The organism is Coleofasciculus sp. E1-EBD-02, assembly GCF_040218245.1.
Lineage (GTDB): Bacteria > Cyanobacteriota > Cyanobacteriia > Cyanobacteriales > Coleofasciculaceae > Coleofasciculus.
The window spans coordinates 1-17700 of record NZ_JAVJQN010000092.1; the positions used below are offsets into that span (position 1 = coordinate 1).

Genomic DNA, 17700 nt, shown 5'->3' on the forward strand with positions numbered 1-17700 from the left:
CCTTTGCACAAAAAACAACGCCCCAAGCCCGATGGTTGGATACAGCCCTATTTATTTTTTAAGCTATATTAAGCATTGCTCCCCAACCCAGACACCATAAGACTTGTGGATTGTTAAGAAAGATGTGACTAATGCATAGCTCTTGTAGGGGGGAACGAGGGGGGTTGGGAGAAGGGGTTAGGGGATGAGGGGGAAATGTCAAGGAGTAGACAGACACAGCTTAAAACCTTGTCAGTATTGGTTTTCTACCTTAAGGGACTTGTGGCTTAATAATATACCAATCAAGCTTGGCTGAGTTGATGAATACAGCTTTCCTCACTGGTACTTTATTTTTACGCAGATCCCTAAGTTGACACCAATGACTGACGTGCACCCTTTACACCCGACAAACTGTTCAAAATGTAAATTGTTACCTACTACCTATTCATTTTTCTATACAATAGAGAGAGATGGAATTAGCAGTATGAACCCCTGCTCTCCATCCAGGTTTTACAGGCGATACCCCAGTCAACAAACGGTTTCCTAAACAAATCTCAATAATCTTTCAGGAATCCGTCCGATGGGTGATGTAGATTAATACAGACTTTGACAAAGGTCACTCATCCCCCAAGAGGGTATCGCGTATACTATCTGCTAGAGGAGAAGCCCAGTTATCTAACCTGAGACAGAGTGTAAGCCCAAAATGCTGATAATTCTGTAAAAACGGAAACTGGGGCGATGCGTTAGCAGTAAATCTCAGTAAGGGTTTCCTGGAAAAACAGGTAACCCTTCGCGGTGAGAAAAACGAAAACGCTGTTATCCGGTCATCAAGGGTGGGAATTCTAGTAATAAGTGATGACACACTTCGATCAAGTGTCGTTATCGGTCGTAATCTAAGAGATCACTATGCCAGCCACTCCTTTTGCCGACACTGAATTCGACCACGACCAGCCTACCTACAGCTTGGATTTGCAGGATACCCACAGCGATATGGACAATTCTGTGGATGAATTCGTTGATCCAGAGATGGAAGAGGATATCGACACGACTAGCTTTGCTAAAAGTGCCAACCGCCGTACCACTGATTTGGTGCGGTTATATCTTCAGGAAATCGGTCGGGTTCGTTTATTAAGACGAGATGAAGAAGTCTCAGAAGCCCAAAAAGTTCAGCGCTATATGCGATTATTGGACTTACGAGGGAAGTTCGCCACACCAGAGGAGCCAGTTATTGAGCATTTCGTTCATTTAATCGAAACCCATGACCGTTTAGCCTCGCAGTTAGGTCATCGTCCCTCCTTAGAACGCTGGGCGACAACCGCTGGCGTGGATGTGGCTACCCTGAAGCCAAGTCTGGTGGCGGGAAAACGGCGCTGGGCGGAGTTAGCCGAACTGACGGTTAAGGAACTGGAACAGGTTCAAGCCGAAGGGTTGCAGGCGAAGGAACACATGATTAAAGCCAACCTGCGCCTGGTGGTGTCGGTGGCGAAGAAGTATCAGAATCGCGGGTTAGAGCTGCTGGATTTGATTCAAGAAGGTACCTTGGGGTTAGAACGGGCAGTTGAGAAATTTGATCCGACGAAGGGGTATCGGTTTAGTACCTATGCCTATTGGTGGATTCGTCAGGGAATTACTCGCGCGATCGCGACTCAAAGCCGGACAATTCGCTTACCGGTTCATATTACCGAGAAGCTGAATAAGATTAAGAAAGCCCAGCGGAAGATTTCGCAGGAACAGGGGCGCACCGCTACGATTGACGATATCGCCAAAGAGTTGGAAATGGATGCGCCGCAGGTACGGGAAGTGCTGATGCGAGTTCCGCGATCGGTTTCCTTGGAGATTAAAGTCGGGAAGGAGAAGGATACAGAACTGGGGGACTTACTGGAAACCGAGGAAACCTCCCCAGAAGACGTATTGATGCGAGAGGCTTTACAGCGGGATTTACAGCAACTCCTAGCTGATTTAACCAGTCGCGAACGGGATGTGATTTGTATGCGGTTTGGTTTAGGCGATGGACATCCCTACTCCTTAGCTGAGATTGGGCGGGCGCTGGAACTGTCTCGCGAACGGGTACGGCAAATTGAGGCGAAGGCGTTGCAGAAGTTGCGCCAACCCAAGCGGCGGAATCGGGTGCGGGATTACCTGGAAGCGTTGAGTTAGGGGATTTCCCCACACATTGTAGAGACGTTGCATGCAACGTCTCTACATGTACGGTTCGCGGACTAGCGGGTCTCCTACCCAACCTCCAATCACTTCTTCAAAAAAACCAGGCATCCATTCCGTTTTGGGTTTGGTTGGTTGTAAGAATTCAACGTTTCCTTGATAGAAACGTTCCATAATAGCTAATAACTGGATACCTCTAATAATTACTTCCTCTGGTGACTTGTATTTTCCTGCATCAACCTGACGTTGAATAAACTGTTCTAGTTCTGGAGTTAAAGACACATTCATTGATTTTTACCCTATATCTTGGTAATTTTTACTAAGGTTGACCCTTCCTACTCCTGAGGAAGACATCCGGTAACTCTAGCATTTAAAAGAATGTCCAGCGATGACTAAATCGACACCAAGCTGCATATCCTCCACTATATTATTACTTGCCAGGAGCGCTTGGCAAATGACAGACTACGGGAATCCCAGTCTGTTTCGCGAACAGGTGTGATTCCCTGGAACGTCTTCACTTTCGTTTCGTTTATGGTATCCTTGGGTTTAGGGTGCGGCGGTTGTTCTAACAGGTCAATGGATCGGGTGGGTCTTTTTGAAATGTTAGCACGAGCGAGTTAAGCGATCGCCCACTCATGTAGGATACAGTCAGCGTCAACAAGTATCAAGACATTGGCTGTGTCTGCACAAAGATACTGATTTAGCAGATGTGTATAAAAAATCTGTTAACAAGTCAGCTTTTTATAGCTTGTTTTGATTGAGGGTATTGTTGAATGTAAATTCTGATTAGTACTTAGAAAAAGACAAAGTAGGAAAATGAATCACAAAAAAATTAAAGTTCTATTAATTATCAACCAATGCAAGCCTGATGGTCAATCTGTACCTTTAGAAGGATATAAGTTTTTTGAAAATATCAGCAAACTTGTCGATGTAACACTGGTTACTCATGGGATGTATCGAAAATCTATAGAAAAGATAAAGACAAAGGACAATGATATTTACTATATTGTTCCTAGCGATTTAATCAAGAAATACTGGCGAACTATCCCAAAGTTGCTAGGTGTGAATAAAGGAAATTGGCCCCTACGTCATACCGTTAATTACCCTGTTTACGCTGAATTCAATCATAAAGTTTATCAAAAATTTGCCCCCAAAATAGTCAGAGGAGACTATGACATAGTACATGCGATAACACCGATGAATCCGCGATACCCTTACAAGATCGTTAAGGCATGTCAGCAGACTCCTTTTCTGCTTGGACCGGTGAATGGAGGTGTACCGTTTCCGCCAGGATTTAGAGAAAAAGCAAAAGAAGAATATGCTTATCTCAACTTCTTAAGGGCTATTGGTCGAGTTTTAGTTCCGGGCTACAGAGAAACTTATAAAAAAGCTGACCGGATATTGGCAGGATCAACTTACACCTTACACCTATTAAAGGGCTTATTTAAAATTTCCGATAGTAGGATAAGCCTGTTTTATGAAAATGGAATTGATAAAGGTTGGCTGATAGAAAAAAAATATTTCGGAAACAAAGATAAGATACATCTATTGTTTGTGGGTAGGTTAGTTCCGTACAAGTGTGCTGATCTCGTCATTGAAGCCATTAGTAAACTGGAGCGAGCAACTCAAGAAAAAATATTTTTGACAATAGTAGGTAAAGGAGTAGAGAAAGTTAGATTAGAAAAATTAGTGCAAGAACTTCGGTTAAGTGAAAGAGTACACTTTACAGGTCAGATTTCTCAACAGGAAACAGCCAACTACTACAGACAAGCTGACATTTTTTGTTTTCCTTCAATAAGAGAATTTGGTGGCGCGGTGGTGTTGGAAGCTATGGCTTGTGGACTTCCCTGTATTGTGGCAAATAATGGCGGCATTGGTGAATATGTTACGGAGAAAACGGGGTTTAAAATTGAACCGCTTTCGAGAGACTATTTAACCCACGAGTTAACCAATAAAATTAAAACTTTAGTGGAAAATGATAAATGGCGAGAAGATATGTCAGTTAAGGCGATCGAAAGAGTAAGAGAATTTACATGGGAATACAAAGCAGAAGAAATAGTTAATATCTATGAAACAATGATTCGTCAGAAAAGTTCAAGTGGGGAATAATTCAATTGCCTTAGTCCCATAGTTATGCCACTAAACTTTGCTGATAATTGATAAACTGGACAGGAAACCGACTGCAACTTGTTGAGTGGAGGTGAGTTCGATGAAGCTGGGGCTAATGATTACAGAGTTTCCAGGTCAAACCCATGTCGCGATGTGGCGTGTGGGTCAAGCAATGCGTGAACTGGGGGTTGACGTGCAGTTTTTGTCTACGCGCCGTGCGGCTGCTGAAGCAAGATGTCATGATTTTCTAATTGAAGAAGCGACCCGAACCCACTACATTTACCCGCCCAATCCTGTAGCGGTGTTAGTCGCAATGATGGGTTCACCGTTTGGGGTTTGGCGTTCCTTAAAGTATATTACTGGACTTGAAGAAAGCAGCTTCAGCAATAAATTACGCTATTTGTTATTATTGCTTTGTGCTGCTGACTTAAAACACTACTGTCAGCACGAAGGTATTCAGCATGTTTTTATCCATTCCTGTGCAGATGCTGCTCATATCGGAGCTATGGGCTTTTTGCTAGGGGGAGCAACTTACAGCTTGCGGTTGGGGGGAGCTTTGGGTACTTATGGTCATGATCATTTTTCTAAGATGAGTCATGCAGCATTTATCGCTGCTGCAGCTAAACCTACACGTCAGCAGGTTCTTGACGAGGTTAGCATACCTGCAGAGCAAGTTTATAGTGTTTGGTTAGGTGTGGATACGCAACGTTTTGTGCCACCGCCAAATCGAGAATTTGAAGTTGGAAAATTACGGCTGATTACTGTTGCTCGCCTGAATGTTGGTAAGGGTCATCGCTATGCTATTGCAGCTGTAAGACGTTTGCTCGATCAAGGTTTGGATATCCACTACACTTTAGTTGGTTCTGGTGCTTATGAATCAGAACTGCACCAGCTCATTGATAAGCTTGGTTTAGGTGAAAAAGTGGTATTGATTGGGGCACAGGGGGAAAGTAAGGTGATCGAGTCTCTGCAATCGAGTGATGTTTTCGTGCTGCCCAGTACCAGTAAGGGAGAGGCTTCACCCGTTGCCGCGCTGGAGGCGATGTCTTGTGGTTTGCCAGCCGTATGCAGCATTATTGGAGGTACGCCGGATATCGTTACTGATGGGGTTAATGGATTTCTAGTCGAGCAGAAAGATGAAAAAGCTTTGGCTGAGCGTTTATATCAGCTAGCTCAGGATATTGATTTACGTAAAAGGATGAGTCAATCAGCCCGTGAGCGTGCTGTTGAGTCCTTTGATTGCCGCGTTAGCGCTCAGCGGATACTTGATGCGATTAAGACTCATTGTCATTGCTTCGATAGAAGATTACACGCGCAATAAAAATCTTCACTTGAGTAGTCACCAGTATATTTTTCAAGGACAGTTATTCCCGTCACATATTATCCTGGCTTGGCATTGGAAGTATGCATTTCAAACAATTATAAGGCAGGGGGAAATTTTAGGCGATAAACGATATGTGATGCTTAAGTATGAAGATTTGGTGGCAGAACCAAGATCTCACATTGAAAGACTCTGTGAATTGTTGAACTGTAGAACTGACTTCATAGATGATATGTTAAAATTTCAGGAGGATGCCAAAAATTTAAAGGTACGAAAAGAGTCCAGTAAAAGCTTTTCATCCCATCATATTGAGACGACCAAGAAAATAAACAAACAGAGAATTGGACGATATAAAACGACGTTAAGTGAACAGCAAATTGGAGACATTGAATTTATCTGTGGCGACATGATTAAGGATATAGGGTATGAGGCAGTTACTAGTAAGATATCAGTAGCTAGACAAACTTATACAACTTCTCTATACAATCTACTACTGCTGTCTTGGAAGGGATTACGCGCAACTCGTCGGATCAGAGGGAGTTTATAGCAGTTCTTGTTTGGTTTGAATGCAACAAAGATTATAGGTAAAGTTTGGGTAGCACCGATGTATACCTTATCCATCTCACAACTCCTCAAGCTCACAACTCCTCAAGATTCGGGAACATCCACTGCATCCCGTTCTGTTCTAATCCACTTATTCTCAGGTTTCACTAGAAAAGCCAAATATAGGGGAATTTTCCACAAGATATAAAAGGGTACAGTCAACAGCGTCTGTGCTGGTATATCTTCACGGCAAAACTTAACCCATGCCCCAATAATTGATAGTAAAATTAATAGTCCTTCTAGCCCAACAAAAATCGCTGGTATCCAGGATAATCCCAAAACCGCCGCTAGTAAAGTTCCTCCTATAGCCGCTACCCAAATCATGACTAACAGGGAAAGGGGAGGTACAACTAAATCAAGAGCGATCGCGAATAAGTCAACCCGTCGCTGAAACACAGACTGGGTAAGGAGTCGCGGGACTTGGGTAAGTAAGGTTTGTAAATGTCCATGTTCCCAACGGGTGCGTTGAGTTTTGGCGGCTTCCTGCTGCTGGGGGAGACATCCGGTGACTCTAGCATCTAAACAAAATAGGGGAGAATATCCAGCTATGGCTAAATCGATGCCAAGCTGCATATCCTCGACTATATTATTACTTGCCAGGGGCGCTTGACTGATAACTGACCAAGGAAACGCCATTCCGGTACCCATTAATAAGCAGGGGAATCCCAGTCGCGCTAATCCACGAGGACGAACTAAGTTTTTTACCCGAACCGATAAGGCGGAAATGGTATCCTTGGGTGTGGGGTTAGGGGGTTGTTCTAATAGGTAAATGGCTTGGGTGGGTCTTTGAGAAGTGTTGGCGCGTTGAGCGAGTTTCGCGATCGCGCCTTCATGTACGATACAGTCAGCATCTACGAGTACCACGATATCCGGTGGGTCGGTGGCTAAGTACTTTATCCCGTAGTCTAAGGCATATCCCTTACCTTGGTGTTCTGTATCTTGGCGTTCAATTACCGTTGCGCCTAATTGACGTGCGATCGCGGCGGTTTCATCGGTACAATTATCGGCAATAACCACCAGTCTGTCTTGGTCGGCTAACTGGGGTACTATGGTTTTTAGGGTCGTGCTAATTCCAGAGGCTTCGTTGTGGGCGGGAATTAACACGGTTAGGCGGGGAGGAGAGGCTGGGGCGGCTTCTGGGTGTTGACGCGGTGGGAAGAGGGCGGCGAAACACTCGATAAACAGCATCCCGATGGGGACGAGAAGGGAGAGTGCGATCGCCAATAGGACTATTTCCACGATAATAAGCCAGGGTTGATTGGTTAACATGACCCGGAAACCTCGCTGTGTCTGGAACTCTGGGGAATAGGGATAGTGCGATCGCTAGGAAGTGGTTTGGGAAATCGGTGTTTCCCAGTCAGAATTCTCTTGAGTTTCTGACTGAGAATGGGTAATAATTCTGGCAGGGACTCCTACGGCTGTTGCGTCGGCTGGCACATCACAAAGCACGACGGCGTTAGCCCCTATTTTGGCATGGTTACCGACCTTAGCCTCATAAAAGATTCTCGCACCCGCACCGATATCAACATGACCGCCGATTTTGATATCCTTACTTATGGTGACCTGTTGCATAATCAGGCAATTGGGTCCAATCGAAGCCTTGGGATGAATGACAACCCCATTGGGATGAGGTAGGAGTAGTCCCCCTTCAATTTGGCAGTCTAGGGGAATATCAGCGCCCGTAACCACACTCCAGAAGCGATGCTGGAGGACGTTAACCCGACGCAAAAAACCTCCAATAAGTCCTCCTTTTGCATACCACTTTTGATACGCACGGATAGATTTGAGGAGTTGGCGGCTTGGGTCCCACCAGCGGCGCAATTGTTCGCGACTCCAATCGGGTTCTGTTGCAGAAATGTTGGGGACAGTGACGGATTTAACCATTGTCCTGAGTTTTTCGGGATTTTATGATCTTAGCAGGTACGCCCACGGCTGTTGCGCCGGCTGGCACGTCACAAAGTACGACAGCGTTAGCGCCAATATTAGCATCATCACCGATAGTTAGGTTACCAAAGATTTTCGCACCTGCACCAACGTTAACGCGATTCCCTAATTTTGGCGCATCGAATGGATGCTCTACGTAGCGATTGCCCAGGGTAACGCCTTGACGGATAATACAATCATCACCAATGGTACAATCGCCGTGAATCACAATCCCATGTTGATGTTCGATGATCACACGACGACCCAGTTGAACGCTATAGGGTAATTCTATGCCGTAGGTATTACGGATTTTACGATACAATGCTCGGTAGAGAATACTAAATGGCGCTCGTAGGAGTTTGGGTTGAATTTGCATTCGCCAGACGCCAAAGCGCTGAATCGCAACGGCGCGGAATCCGGGTCGAGTCCAGTCGCGATCGTGGGCAATCCAGTCTTCTTTGATTTGTTGCCAGAGTCCCAGATTCTGCGGGACTGATTCTTTGGCGATGGTTTGTATTTTTGGTTGAGTAACCATAGTTTTTCTTATGAATTTAACTATTATCGAGGGAATTTTCCTGACTTGGGAAATTTCAGATAAAAAAGTATCTAATGGATTTAAGTTTGTAACATACCTAATTAATTTATTGTCGGGTAGGGGCGCACTGACGTGCGCCCAGAAAGGATAGAAGGACTTACGCTTTCTTGGCATCTAAAGAATCATTCGTAGGGGCACGATATTATCCATTGGTGTCAACTTAACTTAAGGTAAAAACTAATACAAGGTTTTAAGCTGTGTCTGTCTTGTCTACTCCTTAACATTTTCCCCCTCATCCCCTAACCCCTTCTCCCTCCGTGGGGAGAAGGGGGATCGGATTCTCTTGCTTCCCTCTTGCTCCCCTCTCCCAAGCGTGGGAGAGGGGCTGGGGGTGAGGGCTGGCGTGGGAGAGGGGCTGGGGGTGAGGGGTTTAGCGTTGACACGGATGGATATTATCGTGTCTCTACGGGAGTGACACTATGATACACCGCCTTTGAGGAATACGCTATTGCGGAGAAAATCTCCCAGGAGTTGGGGCGGATCAGTATCGGGTTTACGTTGAATCCCCCGGCGTAAGCGCCACAGGCTAAACCCTGAAGCCCAAAAGATATCAGCACAGGAGGCGTACAGCCAACCGTAATTTTTGATAAAATACCGTCGCCGGGAATCAAACCAGTATTGGGGGCGGCGCTTTGGTGGGCGTTTGGTATCCGTGACACCGGAACTTTGTCCAACCAGGTGGACAACCCGACTTTCAGGCACATACCAGCAACTCCAATCGGCTTTTTTTGCCTGTAGGCAAAAATCCATTTCTTCGTAGTACATGAAGTATGATTCATCCAGTAAGCCTACCTGTTCAAAGACTTCCCGGCGAATAATCATACTAGCACCCGCAACCCAGTCGGTGGGACAAGCTTGTTCGGGAACGGGGGGCCACACGACCCATTTTGTCAATACTTTCGAGACTAAACCGAGACGTAAACTGCTATCGAGTTCACTCAGGGCGGTGTGAAAGCGAAAGGCTGAACATTGGGGGGTGCCATCGGGATCTTCTAAGCGACTTCCGGCGATTCCCACGTCGGGATGTTCGTTCATGAAGTTGACTAAGGTTTTGATGGCATTAGGGCGTGCGATCGTGTCTGGGTTTAGGAGTAGGATGTAGGGAGGGGGATTGTCTGACTCTAGGGCTGGACGAATGGCGGCATTGTTGCCGAAAGCGTAGCCGCCGTTGTGGTCTAATGGCATGACCGATGCCCAGTCACTCCAGCCTTCAGTTTCTATAGCAGTGCTGATTTGCTCAACTGAACCGTCGCCAGAGGCGTTGTCGGTAACAACAACGTGAGTACCGGGTAAGGATTGGACTTCATCGACTAGGGAACGGAGGCAGTCGATGGTCATACCGGGGGTGCGGTAGTTGAGGATAACCACCAATAAGTTATAGGAAGGATTAGGTTCCGTCGAATTATACATAAAAGTTTATTGGAAATCACTGGGCTAAATCGAGTCAAACCTTGGCGACGCCTATACTTTAGCTGTTGCCCGGTTTAAAACCGACAACCTATACAGCAAAGGAGGTTCAGCATTTCCTTTTTATTGTTAAACGCCCAACGTTTTAGCCACAGCATCGCTACCCCTCTTACTCCCCGACTCCGAACTGCGAAGGTTCCAGAAGTCAGCAGGTTTACCATAGTACTCCAGAAACTTACGGGTATCAGCTTCCAGAATATCTGCCACCCACTCACGATTCTTAGCATCCCATTGCGGTCGTCCCTCGATTTTTCTGAAGAACAAACGTTTTTTTAGGGGGTTACGTACAGATTCGGGAATCAGCTTCACCGCCTTGCGAAACATTGAGACTGAGCGCAAGCGAGAAAGGGTGTTCCTGGGAACCCGTTTGCCACTGGTACTACCCATATATAGATTAGGGTTCGCTAATGGCACATCGGGATCGACATCAAGGAACTCGAAGCAGTGCCGCATGACGGCATCCGGATTCGCTTTAAAATCTTCGTAGAAGATGATGTGAATGCGCTCATCGGGAAAATGAGCTCTATAAGCATTGATCTGCTGCCAATAGTTGGATGCATCTACTAGCCAGTGTCGGTTAAGATGGAGTGCTGTATTAAAATCATAGTGTACTCCTTCTCCGCCGTTAGCTCGCTTCTGGAGCCAGAAAGACTCGATCCGACTAATGGGATCGCGGACTAAGTAGATGAGTTTCAAATCTGGGGCATAAGAGACTATTCGGGAAACTGTCTCTGGGAAAAGCTCCTTCACCGTGTAGGTGTTGCTCCCCTCACCTCGCATCTTTTTATCGCCCGCTTCATCATAGAGCGATTCGTACCAATCAAATCCGCGAGCATAGACTTCATCTCGGGAGAAAAAATGCGGTTCTTTACAGGCAATCAGGCAGACATCAGGATGTTGTCTCAGATGATTACAGATGGTAGTCGTCGCGCATTTGGCGGCTCCAATGACCATGTAGTTCGGTTTCATTCTGCTTACTCCCACTTGTTTACACTGTTTCCGAAATCAGGATAGATTTAAGCGTAGCGCCCCAACCCCGTGAGGGATCATAAAATTGCTCTTGCAATGCCAAACAGTTCCCTCGCTTTTGTTCGTAAAACTCACGGTCATCACACAATTTGAGCAAGGCGTCACCATATCCGTTGATATCATCGGGTAAGACGGCTACAACTCCCTCCTGCACATCAGATAAGGCAGGACAGACATCTGAAGTAACTACAGGACGACCGGATAAAATCCCTTCTACGACAACCTTATTGAACCCCTCTCGGAAGCTGGTCTTAGTTGGTACAATCACCACATGTGACCGCCCAAACATTTCCCGCATCTTCTGCTTATCACAGTGACCGTGACAGATAAAGGAGGATTCAACTCCAGCTTGTTGAGCAGCGAGACGCAGGGATTCGAGGGCTGACCCTTTACCACAAAGGTTAAACTGAATATCCTGTCTGCCTTCAGCCGCAAAACGCTTGGCAACTTCTAGCAGATCAAACACTCCTTTTGCCATCTCCATCCGACCGACAAACAACACCCGAAACGGGGAATGTTTTTCGTCTGGCTCATCTATCCCGGCAAATTGGGTGCGGCGGTAGTAGGGGAAGAATCTGAGAATGGGTCGATGGTTTCCCTGAGTCAGTTGCTCCACCTGCTCGACTATCTCATCGGAGATGGCTATTATTGCTGTGCAGTGGTGAGCGAACAAACTACGACTCACGTTGAGCATCCATTCCTCGATACCTTTGAGAGGGGTGTACTTGCACCAGAGAACACAGTGCAGTGAAGGGATTACCTGTATCCCCAATAGAGGAAGTAGGGATAAGACAAACCAGTGTGTTCTAGCATCACCGACTACCGCAACATTGGCTCGGAAGCGGAGGGCGGAAGCGATTAAGCCAAACTCGTATCCTAAGCGACCCAAGTGATAAAAAATGCCTGATGCTCCGCGCAGGGGAATCGGACGCCCTTCAAGGGTGAATTGACCGTCACGGAAGAATTTCTTGTCCTGAGTCGGAGCAATGACGTAAGCCTGTGCATCTAAAGTCCGACACACTTCATAGAATTGACTGGAATAGGTAATTGATACCTGTGATGGATCATCCTCTCCCTTAACCCAATGGTGATAGGTGCTAATTACATCTCCAGGACCGGGTGCGTATAGGAGTCGAAGTGGTTTTGACATGGGTTGAGTTGGGTTTTATCGGCGTTTTAATTCCTGAATGGCTTATAACTCACATCTTGCACTTGTCTCACCAACCGCCTTGGGTTTAAACCCAAAGAACCAAAAGCTATAAGTCAGCTAGTCAGCTTTAGCTAACTGGATATTGATTTTAGTCCACTAAAGTGGACTTGAGCTTTTAGCCAAGAACTTGAGTTCTTGGCGGATGCCAGAGCTTACTGAAAATGGTGTAAGATATCAGTTATTCCCTATCTTCCAGCGTTGAAGTACCTCCTGATTCAAGTTTACCTCATCCTCACCAACTGTAACGAGTACCCAGTCGCTGATAGAGTTTTTCGTTAAAAGGCACAACATACTCCTGGAGTCGTGTTAGGAGTATTCGATTCCGGATTAAATTCTTGGTCAATCGCCTCTGTAAACGCTCTTGTATCTGCTCTGTCTCGCAAATGCTTGAGCGGTAGATTGGAGTAGCTGTGATACATCTGCCATGCTGAGTAGGCTCGATCTACAGGATTTCTCAGGATGGCTATCATTTTAATGTTGCCTAAGTCCTGTTTGATTAGCTGAGGAATATGTTCGTAGTAGAGATAACTCGGTGAGTCTTCAAAGGTCAGTTTATTTCCTTTCCGCAGTTTAGAAGGGAAATGCCCTAGATACCAGCCGAAGCCCTTGCTGTAATTTTCGGGATTGTCAAAGTTGTATCTGCATCGGGTGATGAATATGCAAATTTGACCGCGACTAACTTTGCCAATAAAGATACTTATAAACAGTTAGTACGATTATCCAGGTAAGAGTATGACACCCGCTTAAACTGGGATAAATGGGCAGAAAACTTACATCAGATTATGGTCAATACTCTTGAGGGAGATGAGCAGGAATTGTCGATCCCAGAAACTCAACCAATGACTCTAGTGCAACGCGGCGGAAATAGGTGAGCAACTTTGTAGGTGTGGCGGAGTTGGGGGAGCATGTCAGGAACAGCGCTAAAAGCAGGGGGAGCAGGGGAAGCAGGGGAAGCAAGAGAATGCTCTTGTGAATTGTTCTTTCTCCTGTAAAAGCTTAGGGAGCAAGCTTCACGATCAGTTTGTGTCGAACGGCTCGAAACCCTAATTGGCAAAGGTTGTGGCTTAAGTTGACACGGATGGGCTACTCCCACCACTGAGACAGAGGGCTGCTATCCAGAATGCGCTGGACTAACTCGATCTGCTCTGGCTCTAACTTCTTATACCATGCCGTGGCGATCGCGGTGGAACTTGATGCACTTTTGGCGATCTCCGCTTCGATATCCTTTGTCCAGGATAGATGACATTTCTCATATAGATGTTTTGCCACATCAACGGGATTAGCAACTAAGTCCTCGTAGACAAGCTGCACATAGTTGGGACGTCCCTCACCCGCCGTGTGAATGGTTTCGCTAGCATAACGCCAATACCACAACTCCGATTCCTCGACAGACATGGCGTCTATATCGCCAAACCGTTCAGCCCACTCCGGTTCATATTTTATAATTCGCCTAAGGCGTTTCCGGTTATTCTGCTTAACCACCGTAATATCCTGATCCGCCCAATAGCGACGACTCATCGAATTCAAAAATCCACCCGGATGTCGGACAATATGAATCACCAGAACAGTAGGACGATTACGTAGAACCCAATCCGCCCAGGCTGGCGCCATGTTAATCTTTAAAACAGTCAAAGCTTGCTTCAGGGCATCCGGGTGAGCAAACCACCAAGGAACGAACCATTCCGGTTGTCCTAAACCAGGAAACACAGGGGAAAGGAACTGACGTACCCGACGTTTCCCCAGAATCAAACCCCCCCCTAACCGACGCACAGGTTCATAGATATGGGACTTCCGACGAGTGCCAATTCGGTCGCGATCGCCCATACTTAAAGAAACTGAGGCAACCGCTTGATCCCACTCAGAGGGAAAAGAATCATCAAGGGGGTATCGGACAGTCGGCGAGGGGAATTGGGCGAGAGGGGAATTTTCCAACTCATTCGGTTCATTGCGACAATGAGTATCGGGGCTCAGGTCGAGGAGGTCGAGTAACCAGTTTGTCCCCGAACGCCCTTGTCCTACGATTAAGATATAATCTGGCATCCTAGCCTCCTTGTCTTGGTTTCACAATCATACCAAGTGGCAGTTAAGCTGTTCGGCATTTAAACCTTAATGTCAATAATGACGAAATCCTTGTAGTGCGAGCATCTTGCTCGCTACTAATACCCAATTTAAATGCATGATATTATGTCCGGTTGAATACTCACATTTAGGTGGAGACAAGGCAGAGGGCAGAAGGCTCCAGGGCAGAAGGGAAGGAGGAAGGTTGCAAGGAAGAAGGATATTACGGTTATTTAGGCGGACATGATATGACAGCTTAAACAGATCAGGCACATCTCTACACTGCTCCTATCTTGCTCCCCTCTCCCAACGTTGGGAGAGGGGCTGGGGGTGAGGGCGTTTCCCTATCAATTCCGAACGTATGAGCTCAAGTTAATATGGATAGCAAGGTGAGCATATCAGCGCAAGTCGGTTGAGTCCTTGGAACGTAGGCTCTCGCCTTCTCGTTCGCTTTTGGCGTTTCTGAAGGGTAGAGTAACCCAACTTGGGGAAAGCCTGTTGGGTTTCGCTATTGCTCTACCCAACCTACTTGAGCGTTTTTTGCAAAACTGACATGCTCCCATAGCAAGCCTCGCGCCCCAACATTTAAGTGTCATGACGTTTGAGGTTCAATCTAGCACTACTATTGCCTCTTTTGGATTAACGCAGACCTTGCCACCAATGGGCGATTACCTCTCATTTTTGCATGAGCCTTTGTCCCTTGCAGTATCAGCCCTGCTATTCCCCCACTAACCAGGGGAAAGACTGGGTTAAACATATCATTTATCAGATTATCATTCATATACAGGGTTACAGTAACTGCCACCGCAATAGCTGGTGCGACTTTAGGATTAAACCAGTATTGAGCCGGATAACGCCAACACAAGACTACCACAGGTAGCAATAGGGCGGCTGTTATACTGAAAATGCCCACTAATCCCCTATTGCCAAGTGTGATCATCCAAAAACTATCAGTGATGGTCTCATCTATAGGTTCTCCCCATCGATTATATTCATACACACGATTTCGGTTCCACCCGCCCCAGCCAAAAATTATTCGCTGCCTTGCCTTGTCTCCCAAAAGTTGCTCCGCATCATATCGGAATTCTAATGATCCAGCTCGTTGTTCATTGGTTATCTGGCTCACAAAGGAAAGAACCTGATCCTGCTGTTGCGGCGTAAACTGTCCCATGGCTACATAGGATTGGTAGAAAAAGATACCCCCAATCAGAAGTAATAAGGGTAGGGCGGTGCGGAGCCAGCGGGCGGCAAATAGGATAATCAGTCCAAAGCCACACAGCAACCATGCTCCCGTTGATTTACACAGGATAAAAGTAATCAGCAACAGGGGTACGAGCCAACCTATGGGTATTCCCCAGACTTTTTTAATCACCCCAGCTTGCCACAGCCAAATTCCGACTAGAGTGGCTGCCATCATCCACACGCCCACAGCTAAACCGTGCTGCATAAACACTTGCGGTCTAAATCCGCCATAACGCATGGTTTGTAGAAAGCTATGGGGAAAGTAACCATACACCATGTTGTGGAGCTGGGGACTCATACGGACTTCATACAGGCATAAAGGCACATAAACCATGCCACCCAGGAAAATGGCAATTGCCAACAGACGCAATCCTTTAAGATCGTTAAAATAGATACGACCGAGAAAATACGGAAATCCCCACTGTACCGTTTGACTTAGAGTTTGTGAAAGACCATCATACAGTCCCAAACCATTGCTCAGGGATGAAGCTAAAGGACATACACACCAAATTAGCATGGGCAGATCAAGCCAACCGAGTTTAAAGGAATGGAAGCGACCCACATCAAAGATGCAAGTCGCCAGCAAAATCCCATAACTTGCTGCTGATACTCGACTGTAGTCTGGCAAACCGACAAACGAAAATCCCGCTTTCTGGGGTAGAAATAGCCAAGCGCCAATGAAACCAATAACCACTGCCTTCTGTACTGGAAACCGGATAAACAGGAACAACAGTAGTGGTATCCAGGCAAGCATTGCCAGTTGAGCTTGGGGAGTCATAGGTTTAGCTTCAAATAAGCGCTAATTTAGTTTTTGTTAAGCTTAACAAATAATTCCTAGTTTGTCATTGATCAAGGTTTTGATAATATTTACATAACGTAATTTGTAGGGGATAAGCTCGAATAAATTAAACCACCCTATCTGTGAGATTAGTCTAAAATCCAATGCTTAATTTTGGAGTGACAAAATCGTTTCCATAGCTTAAATATAATTTTTCCCAGTCGGGTCTTATTGCATTGAAGCTGAGTCAACTTAATCTGCATCTGCCTATCGAAGGGAACAGTTTGCCGACGCAGCGCATCAGCCGCAATCCATTGTCCAAATGCCTCAGCGGAGTCAAACTTGAGGTTTCTGGCGCTTAGGGCTGAATCGGGTCCGAGACGCCCCGATTTGGTTTTGACATTCATTGGCGATCGCGGATCATCCATATTGTGAGCGTATAGCAAGGGAACCGGATATCCACTAACCAAACCATCCACAGACATGGCATATCGATAAACAGGAAGACCATGACGGGTTTTTTTCTGGTAGCGAATCAGGTAATCGCGTCGCCCTAGAAAAGATTGCCCCTGAATTCCCATACAACGGAATACCCGTTCACCGGATAACTCAACAATGTTTTGTTGGGCAAGAGTTTCGTTCCAATCTTCCGGCATGAAGATCCAGCAGCCTAACATGCCAAACTTTGGTTCTTTGCGGATCATTGGCGCGATTCGTTCCGTCCAACCTTCTGGTAGAAGTATATCATCATCAATCTTACCAATGACATCACTGGTAGCTGTTTCAAAGAACCAGAGACAAGGCTGGTACTGAACAGCATTTTCCTTGTTGAAATGGCACTTGACCAGGCGCGGGTCGTTGATTGAGGCAATCAAGTCGGCTGTGCCATCGGTGGAGGCATTGTCCCAGCAATACAAGCGAAAGTCTGACGGATCGGCTAAAAGATTCGGCAGTGTCTTTTCCACATACTCCCGGCGGTTCCATGTAATTAGCAGTAAATCTACGGGTTGAGACATAGGATACAGAACTCATAGAAACGCCGATTAGGATTTAAGAAAGACTCCTTTTTGGTAAGGGTGAGTTGTATTAAAATGTTATCGGTGATACCTTCTTTATAAACGGCTAAACCCGCCCCGACAAGTCTGCTAAAGATTTTCTGTAACTAAGGCGATCGCTCTGGTGGGTACCTTACACCATTTTAGCTGTGCTATTCCAGTAGTGGTATG

The 17700-nt window shown here is 46.1% G+C and carries 14 protein-coding genes and 1 pseudogene; 4 read left to right on the plus strand and 11 right to left on the minus strand.

Annotated elements, in window-relative coordinates:
- Positions 1-885 precede the first annotated feature (885 nt).
- Positions 886-2136 (plus strand): RNA polymerase sigma factor SigC, encoded by a 1251-nt coding sequence (sigC, locus tag RIC07_RS15120; protein ID WP_446395254.1) that lies wholly within the window; start codon positions 886-888, stop codon positions 2134-2136.
- Positions 2137-2178: 42 nt separating this feature from the next.
- Here the strand turns inward: sigC and RIC07_RS15125 are convergent, their stop codons facing one another.
- A complete protein-coding gene (locus RIC07_RS15125; RefSeq protein WP_446395255.1) occupies positions 2179-2427 on the minus strand; it encodes a hypothetical protein in 249 nt (82 codons plus the stop codon).
- 528 nt (positions 2428-2955) lie between these two features.
- Here RIC07_RS15125 and RIC07_RS15130 point away from each other — a divergent pair.
- From RIC07_RS15130 to RIC07_RS15140, 3 genes are all read left to right on the plus strand, one after another.
- The gene (locus RIC07_RS15130) at positions 2956-4248 is read left to right on the plus strand and encodes a glycosyltransferase family 4 protein (protein WP_446395256.1); all 1293 of its coding nucleotides are present in this window, start codon (positions 2956-2958) and stop codon (positions 4246-4248) included.
- A 100-nt stretch (positions 4249-4348) separates the two neighbouring features.
- Positions 4349-5569 (plus strand): glycosyltransferase, encoded by a 1221-nt coding sequence (locus RIC07_RS15135; RefSeq protein ID WP_446395257.1) that lies wholly within the window; start codon positions 4349-4351, stop codon positions 5567-5569.
- Positions 5517-6116, plus strand: a complete 600-nt coding sequence (locus tag RIC07_RS15140; protein WP_446395258.1) for a sulfotransferase domain-containing protein — start codon at positions 5517-5519, stop codon at positions 6114-6116. The genes RIC07_RS15135 and RIC07_RS15140 overlap by 53 nt, the downstream gene beginning before the upstream one ends.
- Before the next feature lie 101 nt (positions 6117-6217).
- Here RIC07_RS15140 and RIC07_RS15145 read toward each other — a convergent pair whose 3' ends face one another.
- The 10 genes and pseudogenes from RIC07_RS15145 to RIC07_RS15190 form a co-directional block, all read right to left on the minus strand.
- Positions 6218-7441 (minus strand): glycosyltransferase family 2 protein, encoded by a 1224-nt coding sequence (locus tag RIC07_RS15145; protein ID WP_446395259.1) that lies wholly within the window; start codon positions 7439-7441, stop codon positions 6218-6220.
- A 54-nt stretch (positions 7442-7495) separates the two neighbouring features.
- Positions 7496-8056 (minus strand): serine O-acetyltransferase, encoded by a 561-nt coding sequence (locus RIC07_RS15150; RefSeq protein WP_446395260.1) that lies wholly within the window; start codon positions 8054-8056, stop codon positions 7496-7498.
- On the minus strand, positions 8049-8630 hold the full coding sequence (locus tag RIC07_RS15155; protein ID WP_446395261.1) for a serine O-acetyltransferase: 582 nt from the start codon (positions 8628-8630) through the stop codon (positions 8049-8051). The genes RIC07_RS15150 and RIC07_RS15155 overlap by 8 nt, the downstream gene beginning before the upstream one ends.
- Before the next feature lie 477 nt (positions 8631-9107).
- Positions 9108-10100 (minus strand): glycosyltransferase family 2 protein, encoded by a 993-nt coding sequence (locus RIC07_RS15160; protein WP_446395262.1) that lies wholly within the window; start codon positions 10098-10100, stop codon positions 9108-9110.
- A 126-nt stretch (positions 10101-10226) separates the two neighbouring features.
- Positions 10227-11126, minus strand: coding sequence for a sulfotransferase domain-containing protein (locus RIC07_RS15165; protein WP_446395263.1), 900 nt, complete (start codon positions 11124-11126; stop codon positions 10227-10229).
- Between the two features lie 19 nt (positions 11127-11145).
- The gene (locus RIC07_RS15170; protein WP_446395264.1) at positions 11146-12336 is read right to left on the minus strand and encodes a glycosyltransferase family 4 protein; all 1191 of its coding nucleotides are present in this window, start codon (positions 12334-12336) and stop codon (positions 11146-11148) included.
- Between the two features lie 374 nt (positions 12337-12710).
- Positions 12711-13034 (minus strand): annotated as a pseudogene (locus RIC07_RS15175) (sulfotransferase domain-containing protein); the annotation flags it as partial.
- Between the two features lie 445 nt (positions 13035-13479).
- Positions 13480-14436, minus strand: coding sequence for a sulfotransferase (locus RIC07_RS15180; protein ID WP_446395265.1), 957 nt, complete (start codon positions 14434-14436; stop codon positions 13480-13482).
- A gap of 640 nt (positions 14437-15076) precedes the next feature.
- Positions 15077-16474 (minus strand): O-antigen ligase domain-containing protein, encoded by a 1398-nt coding sequence (locus tag RIC07_RS15185; protein WP_446395266.1) that lies wholly within the window; start codon positions 16472-16474, stop codon positions 15077-15079.
- Positions 16475-16623: 149 nt separating this feature from the next.
- The gene (locus tag RIC07_RS15190; RefSeq protein WP_446395267.1) at positions 16624-17490 is read right to left on the minus strand and encodes a glycosyltransferase family 2 protein; all 867 of its coding nucleotides are present in this window, start codon (positions 17488-17490) and stop codon (positions 16624-16626) included.
- Positions 17491-17700 lie beyond the last annotated feature (210 nt).